The organism is Guyparkeria sp. (assembly GCF_041687595.1).
Classification (GTDB): domain Bacteria; phylum Pseudomonadota; class Gammaproteobacteria; order Halothiobacillales; family Halothiobacillaceae; genus Guyparkeria.
Genome location: NZ_JAWLBP010000022.1, coordinates 1 through 14498, shown reverse-complemented (window position 1 = coordinate 14498; position 14498 = coordinate 1). Strand labels below are relative to the sequence as shown.

Annotated in this window: 16 protein-coding genes; 3 read left to right on the top strand and 13 right to left on the bottom strand. The window is 64.7% G+C overall.

All coding sequences use genetic code 11. The annotated features are described in order from the left end of the window. Positions 1–227: 227 nt before the first annotated feature. Positions 228–617: a DUF6858 family protein gene (locus ACESL5_RS05135; protein WP_372591713.1), complete on the top strand. Its 390-nt coding sequence runs from the start codon at positions 228–230 to the stop codon at positions 615–617. Here ACESL5_RS05135 and ACESL5_RS05130 read toward each other — a convergent pair. From ACESL5_RS05130 to rluD, 6 genes are all read right to left on the bottom strand, one after another. Next, on the bottom strand, positions 595–1404 hold the full coding sequence (locus tag ACESL5_RS05130; protein WP_372591712.1) for a UDP-2,3-diacylglucosamine diphosphatase: 810 nt from the start codon (positions 1402–1404) through the stop codon (positions 595–597). The two genes, ACESL5_RS05135 and ACESL5_RS05130, sit on opposite strands and share 23 nt — an antisense overlap. A 107-nt stretch (positions 1405–1511) precedes the next feature. Continuing rightward, the gene (locus ACESL5_RS05125) at positions 1512–2378 is read right to left on the bottom strand and encodes a DMT family transporter (RefSeq protein WP_372591711.1); all 867 of its coding nucleotides are present in this window, start codon (positions 2376–2378) and stop codon (positions 1512–1514) included. Between the two features lie 77 nt (positions 2379–2455). Then, positions 2456–2947 (bottom strand): peptide deformylase, encoded by a 492-nt coding sequence (def, locus tag ACESL5_RS05120; RefSeq protein ID WP_372591710.1) that lies wholly within the window; start codon positions 2945–2947, stop codon positions 2456–2458. A gap of 3 nt (positions 2948–2950) precedes the next feature. Beyond that, positions 2951–3475 carry a glycine cleavage system protein R gene (locus ACESL5_RS05115; protein ID WP_372591709.1) on the bottom strand — a complete coding sequence of 175 codons (525 nt, stop codon included), beginning with the start codon at positions 3473–3475 and terminating at the stop codon, positions 2951–2953. Positions 3476–3542: 67 nt separating this feature from the next. After that, positions 3543–4298, bottom strand: coding sequence for a peptidoglycan editing factor PgeF (gene pgeF, locus ACESL5_RS05110; RefSeq protein WP_372591708.1), 756 nt, complete (start codon positions 4296–4298; stop codon positions 3543–3545). Further along, positions 4279–5271: a 23S rRNA pseudouridine(1911/1915/1917) synthase RluD gene (gene rluD, locus ACESL5_RS05105; protein ID WP_372591707.1), complete on the bottom strand. Its 993-nt coding sequence runs from the start codon at positions 5269–5271 to the stop codon at positions 4279–4281. The genes pgeF and rluD overlap by 20 nt, the downstream gene beginning before the upstream one ends. A 219-nt stretch (positions 5272–5490) precedes the next feature. Between rluD and ACESL5_RS05100 the strand changes: the two genes are divergently transcribed. Then, complete coding sequence (locus ACESL5_RS05100; protein ID WP_372591706.1) at positions 5491–6312, top strand: outer membrane protein assembly factor BamD; 822 nt, start codon at positions 5491–5493, stop codon at positions 6310–6312. Between the two features lie 431 nt (positions 6313–6743). On the opposite strand, the gene rpsI is transcribed toward ACESL5_RS05100, so the two are convergent. Further along, on the bottom strand, positions 6744–7136 hold the full coding sequence (gene rpsI, locus ACESL5_RS05095) for a 30S ribosomal protein S9 (RefSeq protein WP_372591705.1): 393 nt from the start codon (positions 7134–7136) through the stop codon (positions 6744–6746). A gap of 12 nt (positions 7137–7148) precedes the next feature. Next, positions 7149–7577 carry a 50S ribosomal protein L13 gene (rplM, locus tag ACESL5_RS05090; protein WP_372591704.1) on the bottom strand — a complete coding sequence of 143 codons (429 nt, stop codon included), beginning with the start codon at positions 7575–7577 and terminating at the stop codon, positions 7149–7151. A gap of 414 nt (positions 7578–7991) precedes the next feature. On the opposite strand from rplM, the gene ACESL5_RS05085 reads away from it, so the two are divergent. After that, a complete protein-coding gene (locus ACESL5_RS05085) occupies positions 7992–9281 on the top strand; it encodes a (Fe-S)-binding protein (RefSeq protein WP_372591703.1) in 1290 nt (429 codons plus the stop codon). Positions 9282–9288: 7 nt separating this feature from the next. On the opposite strand, the gene speD is transcribed toward ACESL5_RS05085, so the two are convergent. The 5 genes from speD to ACESL5_RS05060 form a co-directional block, all read right to left on the bottom strand. Further along, positions 9289–10110 (bottom strand): adenosylmethionine decarboxylase, encoded by an 822-nt coding sequence (gene speD / locus ACESL5_RS05080; protein WP_372591702.1) that lies wholly within the window; start codon positions 10108–10110, stop codon positions 9289–9291. A 147-nt stretch (positions 10111–10257) separates the two neighbouring features. After that, a complete protein-coding gene (locus ACESL5_RS05075; protein WP_372591701.1) occupies positions 10258–10683 on the bottom strand; it encodes an OsmC family protein in 426 nt (141 codons plus the stop codon). After that, on the bottom strand, positions 10680–11492 hold the full coding sequence (gene trpC, locus ACESL5_RS05070) for an indole-3-glycerol phosphate synthase TrpC (protein WP_372591728.1): 813 nt from the start codon (positions 11490–11492) through the stop codon (positions 10680–10682). The genes ACESL5_RS05075 and trpC overlap by 4 nt, the downstream gene beginning before the upstream one ends. A gap of 58 nt (positions 11493–11550) precedes the next feature. Further along, on the bottom strand, positions 11551–12573 hold the full coding sequence (gene trpD / locus ACESL5_RS05065) for an anthranilate phosphoribosyltransferase (RefSeq protein WP_372591700.1): 1023 nt from the start codon (positions 12571–12573) through the stop codon (positions 11551–11553). A 218-nt stretch (positions 12574–12791) separates the two neighbouring features. Continuing rightward, the gene (locus ACESL5_RS05060) at positions 12792–13544 is read right to left on the bottom strand and encodes a hypothetical protein (RefSeq protein ID WP_372591699.1); all 753 of its coding nucleotides are present in this window, start codon (positions 13542–13544) and stop codon (positions 12792–12794) included. Positions 13545–14498: the final 954 nt, after the last annotated feature.

Below are 14498 nucleotides of genomic sequence, written 5' to 3'. Positions count from 1 at the left end.
ATTCGAATACCTCGCGGTCGGTTGTTTCATCGCCTGCGGCGGCCGGCATAAAGGAATAAGGTTAGTCACGATCGAGCCGCCGCGCGTCTTCCCTTGTTCTGGTATCGAATGCGGGCGATTCAAGACCGTCCGGCAAGGGAGGCCTGGAGGGCGTGACACGAGGAACGATATTGATTATCGTTCCTTTTGCACCATACATTTTCCTTATGCCTAAAAAGGAGAGCCCCATGGAACAGACGCATTTCAATGAGAAGTACCCGGTCTACGAGGCCCGCATCGAAAAGGACGAGACCACGGCCAGGAGCTGTCGGGACGTGATCGAGCGCCTCAAGGCGGACATCGAGGCGGACAAGCGCACCAAATTCATCGGCGAGTTCGACCACATCGCCCACACCCGCGACATCGGTGGCGACATCGCCGAGGGCATCCTCGCAGCGCAGCACGTGGTGTTCTGCTTCGGGCTCAAGCTGCCCAATGCCCGGGTGATGGCGGTCCGCCCGCGCTCGATCGGCGTGACCGAGTTCGACGACCACTTCATCGTCAACTTCCTCGAACCGCCGATGCCGATGGCCACCGAGGCCATGGAGGCGTGGGTCAAGGCACTGCGCGACGCCTGATCGTGGACCCCGCGACCTCCTCACCGGTCGCATCCAGCAGGCGGGCGCTTTCCTCCGCCCAGCGGAGCAGTTCGAGCTGACCGTCATGCCGCTCGACCAGCGCGGTGCAGGCCTCCACCCAGTCGCCGCTGTTGGCGTAGGTAAGACCGTCGCGCGTAAACAGGTTGGGATGGTGGATGTGCCCGCAGATCACCACGTCCGCGCCCCGCTCCCTGGCGTGGTGGCAGGCGGCCGCCTCGAACTTGCCGATGTAGCTGCGCGCCCCGGGCACCTGCTGCTTGACCGCCCTGGCAAGCGACCAGTATCCCCGTCCGCTGCGGCGACGCCACCATGCGTTGACCCGATCCAGCCCCATCAGAAATTCGTAACCGACATTGCCCAGCCCCTTGAGCAGGCGACTGTGCCGCACCACCCCGTCGAACTCGTCACCGTGCAGCACCAGGGCACGACGACCGTCCGCCAGCCGGCACTGCCATTCCCGCACTACTTCCACGCCGCCGATCGACAGGCCCAGGTAGTCGCGAAAGAACTCGTCGTGGTTGCCGGGGATGTAGACGATGCGGGTCCCTCCCGCGGCCATGTCCATCAGCCTCTGCAGCAGCCGGGTCTTGCAGGCCGGCCAACTCCAGCGGTGACTGCGCATCTTCCAGATATCGAACAGATCGCCGTTGAGCACCAGCGTCTCGGCGGAAACGTGCTCGAGGAAATCGAGCAGGTACTCGGCCCGGGCGGCCGGCGTGCCCAAGTGCACGTCGGACACGACCACCATGCGATAGGACAGGGACATGAACGCCTCCGGAGCGACAACGTGAAATCTCTTTATCCCCGCGGACGATGACCATCACATGTCGACCGGATCACGATTCGATAACAGCCACTCCATCCAACCTCGGCTCATACCGATCGCCGCCGCACACCCAGTGCGGTGACGGTGGCAAGGATCACGACCATGCCAAGCCATTGACCCGGCGCGAGCGTCTGACCGAGCACGACGAGACCGAAGAGCGCGGCGGTAACCGGTTCGACCGCGGCCACCAGCGAGACGGCGACCGCCGAGGCGCGCTTGAGACCGAGCACATAGAACAGGAACGACAGACCGGCACCGAAAAGGCCGAGCAGCACGAACAGGTGGACATCGTCGGACAACGGCGCGGCCGCGACCTCGCGGTGGTCGACGATCGGCGCCAGCACCAACAGGAAAATCAGAAAGGCGATCCCCAGCGCTACCACGGGCGACGCGCGGATCGCCGCGTTCCTGAAGCCGAACAGGAACACCGCGTAGGACATGCCGGCGGCGATCCCCGCCGCGACACCGGCAAGCGTGAGCCCGCTCAGGCGATCACCGCCGACAAGCTGGGTCAGCAGCGCCACGCCCACCAGTATCGAGGCAATCGCCACCACGAACCCAGGGGTCAGGCGCACCACGCCCGTGGCCAGCGAGATCAGATAGACATAGATCGGGGCGGTATACATGAGGGTTACCGCCACGGCGACGTTGGCGTGCGAGATGCTGAGGAAATAGAAGGTGAAATTGCCGGCGACCCCAAGGCCGGCGAGCGCGGCCCAGAGAACCGTCGTCCGGTCCGGGCGGGGAATCGTCGCGAATCGCGCCAGCCACCAGGCGGCGAAGCAGAGAAACCCGATCGCCCCTCGATAGAAGGACACGACCAACGGGTCCCAGCCTCTCTCCATCAGCATGGCGGCAATACCGCCGGACACGCCCCAGAGAAAGGCGGCGAGAATGATCAGCGCCAGCCCCATTCGCCCCCCCTGAGTCAGGATCGGGTGATACCGACCGTCGGTGGCGAGACCGACCGAGGCCGGAGGCCTTGTCCGGATCAGCGCTCGCGCAGGTCGGCGTGGCGGGAGACTAGACGATCGAGAAAGAGAATGCCGTCGAGGTGGTCGAGCTCGTGCTGCGCGATGCGCGCCTCGAAGCCTTTCATGGTGAAGCGGACCTCGCGGCCCTCCACGTCCTGCGCAACCAGCTCGATCGACTCGGCGCGGATCACCTTGCCCGTGTAGTCGGGGATCGAGAGACAGCCCTCGCGACCCACGGCGAAGCCCTTCCAGTTGGTAATCTCGGGATTGATGAGCACCAGGGGGCCATTGTTCTCCACCGGGCGCTTGGCGCGGGTGGCGTCCACGATGCACAGCCGCTGCATGCGACCGACCTGGGGTGCGGCGATTCCCACCGCCGACGGACCCTGATCGGCCGTGTGCTGCAGATGCTCTACGAATTCCCGCAACTCGGCATCGAACTGCTCGACCGGTTCGCAGACCGTCTTTAGGCGCTCGTCGGGATAGGTCAGGATCGGCAAGGATTCCACGTGTCAGCCCCGCATCGTCTGCAATGGCGTCACGCGAACGGTCAGGCCCTGGTCGGCGAAATGCGCCACGCTGCGCTCGATCGCCTCGATGCCGTCACTGGTCTCGCCATCGATCTGCATGATGTAGATCGGCTTGTCTTCCGAGCCACCCACGTCGGAGCGCAGGTCGAGGATGTTCATGCCCGCCTCGAGCAGTGCCGCCGTGACGTCGGCGACGATGCCGCTGCGATCGGCACTGTGCACCGTGACGGAGACGTCCGGCTCCCGGTGCTGGTGCAACGAGGCATCGATGCGGTCGACGTGCAGCTTGAGACCGAATTCGGCGCGCGTCGATTCCAGCAGGCCGGCGACCTCCTCCGGATTGCCCGCGTTCCGCACCATCATCATGATCGCGAACTGGTTGCCCAGTCGCATCATGGCCGTCTCGCCGAGCTCGGCCCCAACGCCGAACAGCACGCGGGTGACGTGGGCGACAATGCCCGGCCGGTCGGCGCCGACAAGGGTAAGCAGAAGCCAGGGTTGTGCCATCGTGATCAATCCTCGTTGTTGTCGTTTTCCACCGTATCTGGAGACCGGACTACCGGCCGGACGTTCCTCAGTCGCGCCAGATCACGGTCGCCATGCGGCCCGTCCGACCCTCGTCCCGGCGGTAGGAGTAGAACAGGTCCGACTGGGTGAAGGTACAACGCTCACCCCCGTAGACACGGCTGATGCCCTGCCGCCGCAAGCGTGCGCGTGCCAGCGCGAACAGGTCGGCGTGATACTTGCCCTGAGCGGACGCGCCCCGAAAGGCCGAGGCGTCGGCGGGGTAGTCGCGCATGAAGGCCTCGCGCACCTCCTCGCCAACGACATAGTGCGCCGGGCCGATCGCCGGACCCAGCCACGCCATCAGTTCATCGCCGGCGACGGAGAAACGGTCGACCGTTCGCTCGAGGATGCCGCCGGCCAGGCCGCGCCAGCCGGCATGGGCGACGGCGATCTCGCGACCGTCGTGGCTGGCCAGGGTCACCGACAGGCAGTCGGCGGTCAGTACCGCCAGCACCGTCCCCGGACGATCCGTGAACGCCGCATCGGCCTCCGCGCCGATCGGGACCTCCGGCCCCACCACGGTGGTACCGTGCGTCTGCTCCAACCAGCGCGGCGACTCGGGCAGATCGAGCAGCGCCTGCAGCTCCCGACGGTTGGCCTCGACCGCTGCCGCATCGTCCCCGACGTGCTGGGCCATGTTGAAGCCGTCGAAGGGTTCGGGGCTGGCCCCGCCGACCCGGGTGCTCACGCCGGCATGCACCCCCTGGGGGGTCGGCCAGGTAGCCTCGATGAAACGGGGATTGTCAGTCGATGTCCCGGACATAGATAACCTCAGCCTCTCCTTCGTCAAAGCCGTCGCGGTAGTCGCGCAGCTCCTCGATCAATTCTTCCATATCCGGCGGCAGGGGCGCGTTGAACGTCAATGTCTCGCCGGTCTCGGGGTGCCGGAGCGTCAGTCGCCGGGCGTGCAGCGCCTGACGCCCGAAACCGCGCAGCAGTTCCACGAGATAGTCGTCCGCCCCCTTGGGCAGGCGCGGCCGGCCACCGTAGACCGGATCCCCCACGATGGGATGACGGATATGGGCCATGTGCACGCGAATCTGATGCGTGCGCCCCGTCTCCAGACGCACGCGCAGCCAGGTGTGCTCACCGAACTGCTCGACCACCCGGTAATGACTCACTGCCGGCTTGCCCTGCGGCACCACGGCCTGACGCTGCCGGTCCCGGGCGTGCCGGCCGATGGGAGCATCCACCGTACCGCCGGCGATCACGTGCCCCACCACGATCGCATCGTACTCGCGGCCGATGCGACGTTCGGCAAGATCGGCCACCAGTGTCTGGTAGGCCGCCTGGGTCTTGCCAACCACCAGCAGGCCGCTGGTCTGCTTGTCCAGCCGGTGGATCACCCCGGCCCTCGGCAGCAGGGCCAGATCCGGGTCGTGATGGAGCAACGCGTTGACCAGCGTACCATCCGGATTGCCGGCACCGGGATGCACGACCATGTCCACGGGCTTGTTGACCACCAGCAGGTGCTCGTCCTCGTAGACAATGTCCAGCGGAATCTCCTGCGGCCGGTCCTCGCTCTGCTGCTCGAGCTCCGCCGTCAGTTCCAGTGTCTCGCCACCGAGCACGACATCCCTCGGCCGCGCCTTCCGGCCGTCGATGGTCAGCCGTCCTTCCTTGATCCACCCCTGCAGACGGTTGCGCGAGAATTCCGGCCAGCAGCGGGATGCCACCTGGTCGAGGCGCATGCCGGCATGCTCCACGGGGACGATTGATGTGCGGTCTATTTCCATGCGTTTTATACGGGTCTCCCGACCATGGTCCGGTGCCGCGCGACGGCCGGCTGACCGGGCAATAAAAAGACGGGTTTGACCCCGCCGCGCAGTCGGTTGGTTTTTCAGATCTTATCTGCGAAGATTAGCCGTTAACACCCGCCCCATCAACGCATCAGCGCAAGGCTTGCAGGGCGGTCCATCCATCACTTGAACCCAGCGGGCACCGACTCCGACACCATGACCCAGCATCGCGACCGTAACCGCCCGGCACGCCGCCGTTTCCCTGCCAGGCAGATCGCAGGAGCCACCTTGCTCGCCGGGATGGTCGTTTTCGCCAGCGGCTGCTCCTGGTTCTCGAAGGGAGACGACGATACCGTCGAACTGGGTGATCCGACCGCCTCCGCAGCCGAGCTCTACGACGATGCCAGCAGCGCCATGAATCGCGGCGACTACGAGACGGCCATCAAGAAGTACGAGACCCTCGAGGGTCGCTACCCGTTCGGCGCCTACACCGAGCAGGCCCAGATCGAAGTCGCCTACGCCTACTACAAGTACGACGAGCCGGATTCGGCGATCGCGGCAGCCGACCGCTACATGCAACTCCACCCGCGTGGAGAGAATGTGCCCTACGCCCTGTATCTCAAGGGCCTGGCCAACATGGGACGCGGCGACTCGCTGATCAACCGCATCGCCCCGCCGGACCTCTCCAAGCGAGACCAGTCCGTGCTCGAGGCCGCCTATCGCTCGTTTGCCCGTCTGGTACAGCAGTATCCGGACAGCCAGTACGTCGACGACGCCAGCCGCCGGCTGATCGAAGTTCGCAACGAACTCGCGAAGCACGAAGTGCACGTGGCCGACTACTACATGCGGCGTGGCGCCTGGCTGGCAGCCGCCAACCGGGCTCAGCGCGCACTGGAAAAGTACGACGGCTCGACCTCGACGATCCCGGCGCTGGAAATCCTGGTCGAGGCCTACGACAAGCTGGGGCTGGACAAGGAAAAGGCAGACGCCGAGCGCATCCTGGAGAGCACCCGGGAGGCCAACCGCCCCGATTCCTGATGCACGGGTGGACGGCCGGGGGCACTTCCTTGGCCCCGCCACTCCCCAGGCAAGCCTCCGCCTGACCACCCGAACTCACCACCTCCCGCTCCCGCCAATAACGCTCTCGTCTCCGTCGCGGGCAGCGATCGACTGATGCATTCCCATCCGTGTCGCGCGAGTCCGCAGGAACACCCCCTAGTGCGCCAAGCCCGGCCGGTGATGCCCGCAGGAAATGGACTCCCGTCACGGCCACGGTGAACACTCATCCCGCCAGATGATCGCCGGACCACCCCATCCGGCTCGCCGCCGCCACGGCATTGCCACCATTCTTCCCATGCGTTGAAAAGACGAACGGAACGGTGACGCTGCACCCCGCCTACAAACGGAAAAACCCCGCCTGAGGCGGGGTTTCGTCTGGCCTCCCGGACTGGCCGGGGTGTCGTTCCGGATCAGCGCTTGGAGAACTGTACCGAACGACGCGCCTTGCGCAGGCCGACCTTCTTGCGCTCGACCTGACGGGCGTCACGCGTGACGAAGCCGGCTTCACGCAGCTTCGGACGGTGTGCTTCGTCATAGTCCATCAGCGCACGGGTCAGGCCGTGGCGGACGGCACCGGCCTGGCCGCTCGGACCACCGCCGGCCACCGTGGCGACCACGTCGAACTTGTCACCCACTTCGAGAAGCTCCAGCGGCTGACGGACGACCATCTGCGCGGTCTCGCGACCGAAGAAGTCCTCGAGGGACTTGCCGTTGATCGTGATCTTGCCGGTGCCCGGGCGCAGGAAGACGCGCGCAGCGGAAGTCTTGCGACGGCCGGTTCCGTAATTCTGTGTCATTGCCATGGCTAGTCTCTCTTAGATCTCGAGCGGCTGGGGCTGCTGTGCCTGATGATTGTGCTCGGAGCCCGCGTAGACCTTGAGCTTGCGATACATCTGGCGACCGAGAGCGTTCTTCGGCAGCATGCCTTTCACCGCCAGCTCGATGACACGCTCGGGGGAGCGCTCGATGAGCTTCTCGAAGGTGAAGTGCTTCATGTTGCCGATGAACCCGGTATGGAAGTGATACATCTTGTCACTGGCCTTCTTGCCCGTGACCTTGATGTCCTTCGCATTGACGATAACGATGTAGTCACCGGTATCGACGTGCGGGGTGAACTCGGCCTTGTGCTTGCCACGCAGGCGGCGGGCGACCTCGGTAGCCAGGCGACCCAGCGTTTTGCCGGATGCATCGATGACGTACCAGTCGCGTTTGACCTCGGCCGGCTTGGCGGAATAGGTTTTCATGGATCGACAGCTCCCAAACCAGAAGCGATACATTGATTTCAAGAGGGCGCGAAGTCTACCCGAAGGCAACGCGCCCCGCAAGGCCGATTTCTCGATCGGCCGGAAAAAGCGATGCGGCAGTATATAGCCTTGTCGCCGTAACACGAAACGATTGTTCGCCTGCCCCCGGAGAGACGTGCAGGAAGCGCACTCTTCCTACCCTTCCCTACTCTTCCTTCAAGGGCCAAACGCCCGCCGTGCAAAATCGACAGACAAAAAAAATGCCGGCAAGCGCCGGCAACAACAAGAACCACCAAAGGAGGATAAGCAATTCACAGTATCAAGATATACTAATGGGGCGGGTCGTGCAACCCTTTTTATGCAGGTCATGCCAATTTTATCCGGCCCGCCTCGCAGGCACCCCCGTGACGCGGCTTGACCATTCCCGTCCGCCGCTGCAATCTGCCCGACATGCCCGCCGACAGCCCCAGACAGCTCCCCGAACTCGACGCCGCCATTCGTGACGACGCGCTCGACTGCGTCATGTGCGGCATCTGCGTCCCGCACTGCCCCACCTTCTCTATCACGGAAAACGAGGCCGACGGCCCGCGCGGGCGCATAAGTATTCTGCTGGGCGTCAGCCAGGGTGAACTGTCCGTGGACGAGAGCGTCCGCGACCACCTCGACGGCTGCCTGACCTGCCGCGCCTGCGAGGTGGTCTGCCCCTCCGGTGTCGCCTTCGGCCGCCTGATCGATTCCGGCCGGGAGCGCCTGGCGCGCGAGTCGGCAACCGCATTGCAGCCCCGCGCCCTGGCCCGCCCGTTCCGCTGGCTGCGGGACGGGGTGCTGGCCCGGCGTCGCGTCATGGGCGCCGCGTGGCAGGGATACCGGGCCCTGCATGCGCTTGGCCTGGGCGGGGTGGCCCGCAGGCTTTCCGGGCGACTCGGCGCCGCCCTGCCGAAGCGGCCACCCGCCCCGCTCGCCACGTCTTCCCGCCCCGCCGGCGCGGGTGACGGGGCAACGCGCGGAACGATCGGCCTGTTCATCGGCTGCACCGGCGAGGCCATGAACGCCAACACCGCCGGCGCCGCCGAGCAGGTGCTCGCGGCACTCGGCTACCGGGTGGTCATTCCGCGGGAGCAGGTCTGCTGCGGCGCGATGCATGCCCACGGCGGAGAACCCGGGCCGGCCGAAGCCCTGCGCGACCGCAACGCCCGCGCCTTCCTGGACGCGGGCGTGAGAGACGTGGTGGTGCTGGGCACGGCATGCCGCAGCGAACTGGCGGCACTCGAATCGAAACACGACATCCGCGTTCGCGAAGTCACCGAATGGCTGCTGGAAACCGATCCGGCCGACTGGCCCGCAATGCAGACGCCGAACTGGCGGATCGCCGTCCACACCCCCTGCAGCCAACGCAACCACCTCGGCCAGCCCGGCGCGACCCGCGCCCTGCTCGAGCGCATCCCGGGACTGGAACTCGTCGAGATCGACGGCAACGAGCGCTGCTGCGGCGCGGCCGGCATGCACGTGCTGCTCTACCCGGAACAGGCGCGCAGCCTGCGCGCGCCGAAGATCGACTCGATCGCCGATCTCCAGCCGGACTTCGTCGTCAGCGCCAATGTCGGCTGCGCCACCCACCTGGCCGGTGGAACGGACGTCCCGGTGATCCAGCCGGTGGAACTGCTGGCCGCCGCGTTCGAGCGGAGCCGCAACGGGTCGAACTGACCGCGTTCTACAGTTCGGCCATGTTGCGGCCGTAGAAGATCTCGTGCATCTCCTTCTTCAGCGCCTTCTCGATGCGGGCGCAGACCTGCGGGCTGTAGTCGTCGGTGCCGTGCCCGAACAGGTAGTTGTCGAGGTCGAAGTCCTTGAGAAGCATCTTGGTGTGGAAGATGTTCTCCTGATAGACGTTCACGTCGATCATCTGGTAGCGCTCGCGCGTGTCCCCGGACATGTAGTTCTGGATCGAGTTGATCTCGTGATCGATGAAGTGCTTTCTGCCGTGGATGTCGCGGGTGAAGCCGCGCACGCGGTAGTCGAGCGTGACGATGTCCGAATCGAAGCTGTGGATCAGGTAGTTGAGCGCCCGTAGCGGGGAGATCCGCCCGCAGGTGGACACGTCGATGTCGGCCCGGAAGGTCGAGATACCGTTTTCCGGGTGACTCTCCGGGTAGGTGTGCACCGTGATGTGGCTCTTGTCGAGGTGGGCGACCACCGACTCGCGGACCGGCTCACCGTCGCCCGGCAGCGGGCCGGGCTCCTCGTGGTAGTCGATGCCCTCGGCGATCACCGGCTCCTCCGAGATGAGGATGGTGACCGATGCCCCCTGCGGCTCGTAGTCCTGCCGGGCGACGTTGAGGATGTTGGCCCCGATCATCTCGGTCACGTCGGTGAGGATCTGGGTCAGCCGGTCGGCATCGTAGACCTCGTCGATGTAGGCGATGTACTCGTTGACCTGCGCACGGGTCTTGGCATAGCAGATGTCGAAGATCGACATGCTCAGCGTCTTGCTGAGGTTGTTGAACCCGTGCAAGGTGACCGACGACTCACCCATGATTACCCCCTGGTAAAAACAAGGCGCCCGGCCATACAGGGCCGGGCGTTTTCATACCTGTGAACAAGAGACCCCGCCACCGGCGCCTCGAAAGGCGGAAGTGTAAACCGCCACCCGCCGGATGACTACGGACAACCGAGCGACCGATCACGACTCCGGTTCACGGACCTCGAAATCGTGCGTCAGTTCCACGGAGTCGCGCAGCATGGCCGAGACCGAGCAGTACTTCTCGGCCGACAGGTTCACCGCCCGTTCGACCTTGGCCGGATCGAGGCCCTTGCCCACCACCACGTAATGGGTGTGGATGGTGGTGAACACCTTGGGCGCCTTCACGTCCGCCCGCTCCGCGGACAGTTCGATCCAGCAGTCTTCCACCGGCTGGCGCTGCTTGCCCAGGATCATCATCACGTCGATCGCCGTGCAGCCGCCCAGCCCCATCAGGACCATTTCCATCGGCCGCGCGCCGGCGTTGCGACCACCGATTTCCGGTGCACCGTCCATGACGATGGCGTGCCCGCTGTCGGCTTCAGCCATGAAGGCCATCCCGTCGACCCATTTCACTCGTGCTTTCATGCGCTCCCTCCCAGTTCAAACAGTTCCGCCAGCGCCGCGCCGGGATCCTCGGCCCGCATGAAGGCCTCGCCCACCAGGAAGGCATGCACATCGTGGCTGCGCATGCGGCGGACGTCCTCCGCGCCGAGGATGCCGCTCTCGGTGACCACCAGGCGGTCGTCCGGGATGTCGTGCAGCAGGGTCAGCGTGGTATCCAGGCTGACGTCGAAACTGCGCAGGTCCCGGTTGTTGATGCCGATCAGGCGGGTATCCAGCTGCAATGCGCGCAGCAGCTCGTCGTGGTCGTGCACCTCGACCAGCACGTCCATGCCCCAGTGACGGGCCCGGTCGTGCAGCGCACGCATCATGTCGTCGTCCAGTGCCGCGGCAATCAGCAGGATGCAGTCGGCACCCATGGCGCGCGCCTCGTCGACCTGCCAGGGGTCGATCATGAAGTCCTTGCGCAGCACCGGCAAGCGGCAGGCTGCCCGCGCGGCCTTCAGGTACTCGGGGTCGCCCTGGAAGAAGTCGCGGTCGGTGAGTACCGACAGGCAGGCCGCCCCGCCCTTCTGGTAGCTGCGCGCGATGGCGACCGGGTCGAAGGGGTCACGCAGTACGCCGCGGCTGGGCGAGGCCTTCTTGATCTCGGCGATCACCGCCGGGCGCTTCTCCGCCACGCGCGACTCGATGGCCCGCTCGAAGCCGCGGACCGGGTCGGCGGCCCGGGCCTGGTCCTCGATCGCCGCCGCGGAAGTCAGCTGCCGGCCGGCGGCCACCTCCACTCGCTTGCGGGCAATGATCTTCTTCAGGATGTCGGGGGTGTCGGTCATCGTCTTCGTGCTCATCGGGCGGAGTCTGTTGCTTGTTCGTGACGGGAGAACGGCGTCCCTAGCTCGCGCAGTCGGCGGTCATCGCGACCAGCTGATCGAGCTTGTCCAGCCCGCGACCGTCGGCCAGCAGCCGCTGCGCCATCGCCACGCCATCGCCAAGACTCTCGGCCAGATCTGCGGCGTAGATGGCCGCCCCGGCGTTGAGCGCGATCATGTCGGCCACCGGCCCGGCCGCGCCGCCCAGCGCGGCCCGCACTCGCGCCACGCTCTGCTCCGGGCCGTCGACGATCAGCTCGTCGAGTGGCTGGCGCGCGATACCGAAGTCCTCCGGCTCGATCCGGTAACGGCGCACCTCGCCGTCGACCAGCTCGGCCACCTCGGTCGCCTCGGCGAGCGAGATCTCGTCGAGCCCGTCGTGGCTGTGGACCACCAGCACGTGGCGCGCGCCCAGGCGGCGCATGACCTCGGCCAGCGACTCCAGCCACTCGTCGCTGTAAACACCCAGCAGCATCGCCGGCGCGCCGGCCGGGTTGGTCAGCGGGCCAAGCACGTTGAACAGCGTGCGCACCCCCAGCTCCTTGCGCGGCGCGGCGGCATGGCGCATGGAACCGTGATGGCGCGGGGCGAACATGAAGCCGATGCCCAGCTCGCGCACGCAGCGGGCGACGCAATCGCTGTCGACCTCGAGGTTCACGCCCGCGGTCTCGAGCATGTCGGCACTGCCCGAGCGGCTGGTCACCGAGCGGTTGCCGTGCTTGGCCACGTGCCCGCCGGCGGCCGCCACCACGAAGCTGGAGGCGGTGGAAACATTGAACAATGCCGAGCCGTCACCGCCGGTGCCGACAATGTCGACCAGGTGCGGCACGTCCACCTGCACGCCGACCGCCAACTCGCGCATCACCTCGGCGGCAGCGGTGATCTCGTCGACGGTCTCGCCCTTCATGCGCAGCGCGAGCATGAAGCCGGCCACCTGGATCGGCGTGGCCTCCCCGGCCATGATCTGGTGCATGACCGCATGCATCTGCTCTCGGGTCAGATCGTGCCGGTCCACGGCACGGGCAATGGCTTCGCGAATGTTCATGGTGGTGTTTACGGGTATAGGGCGTGGGTCAGGCGGGGAACGGTAGCACGTTGGGGGTGGGTGCGCAGCTATCGAAGGCTGTCTGATGTGCATTCTGTAAGTTGAGTAAGGGCCTCTCACGACAGGGCGTTCGTCCGAACGCACCTCGCTGAGCATTTCCTCTGATTTAACGCCTAAATTAAGCCGAGCCGCAAAACGGCTTCGGCTTGAATGAATTGTTAGTACCAACTTTGCGGCAATGGGATGCAGTATTTCCTAGCCGACGAGCAGTCAAAGATCATGGCTCCAGTGACATCCGAAGGTTGGTCCCATAAGAAACGAAATTCCTTCTGGTGCGAGTATCGATCTGGCTTGATGAAGTGCTTCCCCGCGTTCACGATCTCGGCGGTACGATGAGAGATCTCGTGACGATTTACGGTTTTTCCAGGAAAACCAAGGACGGCTTTATGCGGACGGTAAAGGCATCGGCCAAATGTGGAGGAAGTGGCGCCGATTGAGGTTGCAACGGCCTCGGAGAAGCCGCGCGGGTTCGTAATCACAAATCCTGAATCGTAACCAAACCGCCTCATGGTCTTGAGGTCTATGTCTCCAACGAAAGCGCATAACATGCGCTGGCTGTATCCAGAACCGTACTTTCCTCCAATCACTCCAAAAGGCGTTTTGGCCACAAGGGTGACGATGCCTTCTTGATTGTCCCCGATTTCTGGGTGATCGAATTCGTTATAGTAGTCGAATGAGCCAAGTTGCAGTGACCCGGTATCGAAGAATGCGTCGACGTGCTCTTTTTTGGCAAGCTTGATAATCGGGGCTTGTGGGACGACGCCGAGCTTGAAGCGCCTCTCCGGTATGGGCTTAACAAACTGCCAAGGCTTCAGCCCTTGGTCAAACGCGGTGTCGTGGACCAGCGCGCCGCATAAGCGCTGCAACTCATATTCCGAGAGCTTCCTCTCTATCCACATGTGTTTGTACATGCGAAATGATCCAGCCATTCTCAACTCGCCGTATTGGTAGATTGTGTGCGCTTACTATAAATGGACGCAAATGGACGCCCTAAACGCCGCAGAAGCAAGCCGATTCCAAACGCATACCCGCAAGAGGCACGCTCGTAAAGTCAATGGCTTCGATCCAAAAGCTAGGGGCCTCTTGCGGCAGGCCGTGCGCGCCCCGTTCGTCCCTCGACATATCCACTCCCTCGCCCTTGAACCATCCAATCAACCCATCCTCGATGTCGGACTCCTCGGTCGAATTAGGCCATGTTTATCGAGTCATCCTATCGAAGCACCTCGTGGCCTGCCACGCCCCCTAGATTCGACGACCGACTCGGATCGAAATTTCGACACACCCCGGCGTTAAAGGGCGTTAGAAACGCGAGATGCGGAACACCTCCCCAAGAGAAGCAACCAATCCTTTAAGCCCACGACTGTCGTTTCGCCCGCCCATCAACGCTTGGCATCCTGAGCCTGGCATGGTGCCCGGCGTGCGAGCCCCTTTTCTTGCTTGTCCAAGAAAAGGGGCGAAAAGAAGGACACCCTGCGCCCTGGTCCGGCGGACCCGGGGAGCCTCGGGGCGAGGCTCCCGGCCTCACGATCGAAGGCCGGCTGATAGGGGCCGGTTCGACGCGACATCCTGTCGCGGCGAACCTCGAAGCGACGTCCATGTCGCTTCGCCCCGGCCGTCCTTCGCTCGTGAGGCAGGACGCCAAGGGGCCCTCCCTTCGATACCCCTTCGCAACCACCTCCAAACCCGTCGCCGTCGTTGGAACTCGCCAATCAGCGACGAGAATGCCCTTTAGTCAGCAGGCAACCTCTCCAGCCCGTGCAGACCCACCGCCCATCGGTATACTATGGCCGCTTTGCGTTCGGCCCGATACGGGGCCGCGTCCAGACACGATTCAACCAAGAATACTCATGAGCCAGCCTTCCATC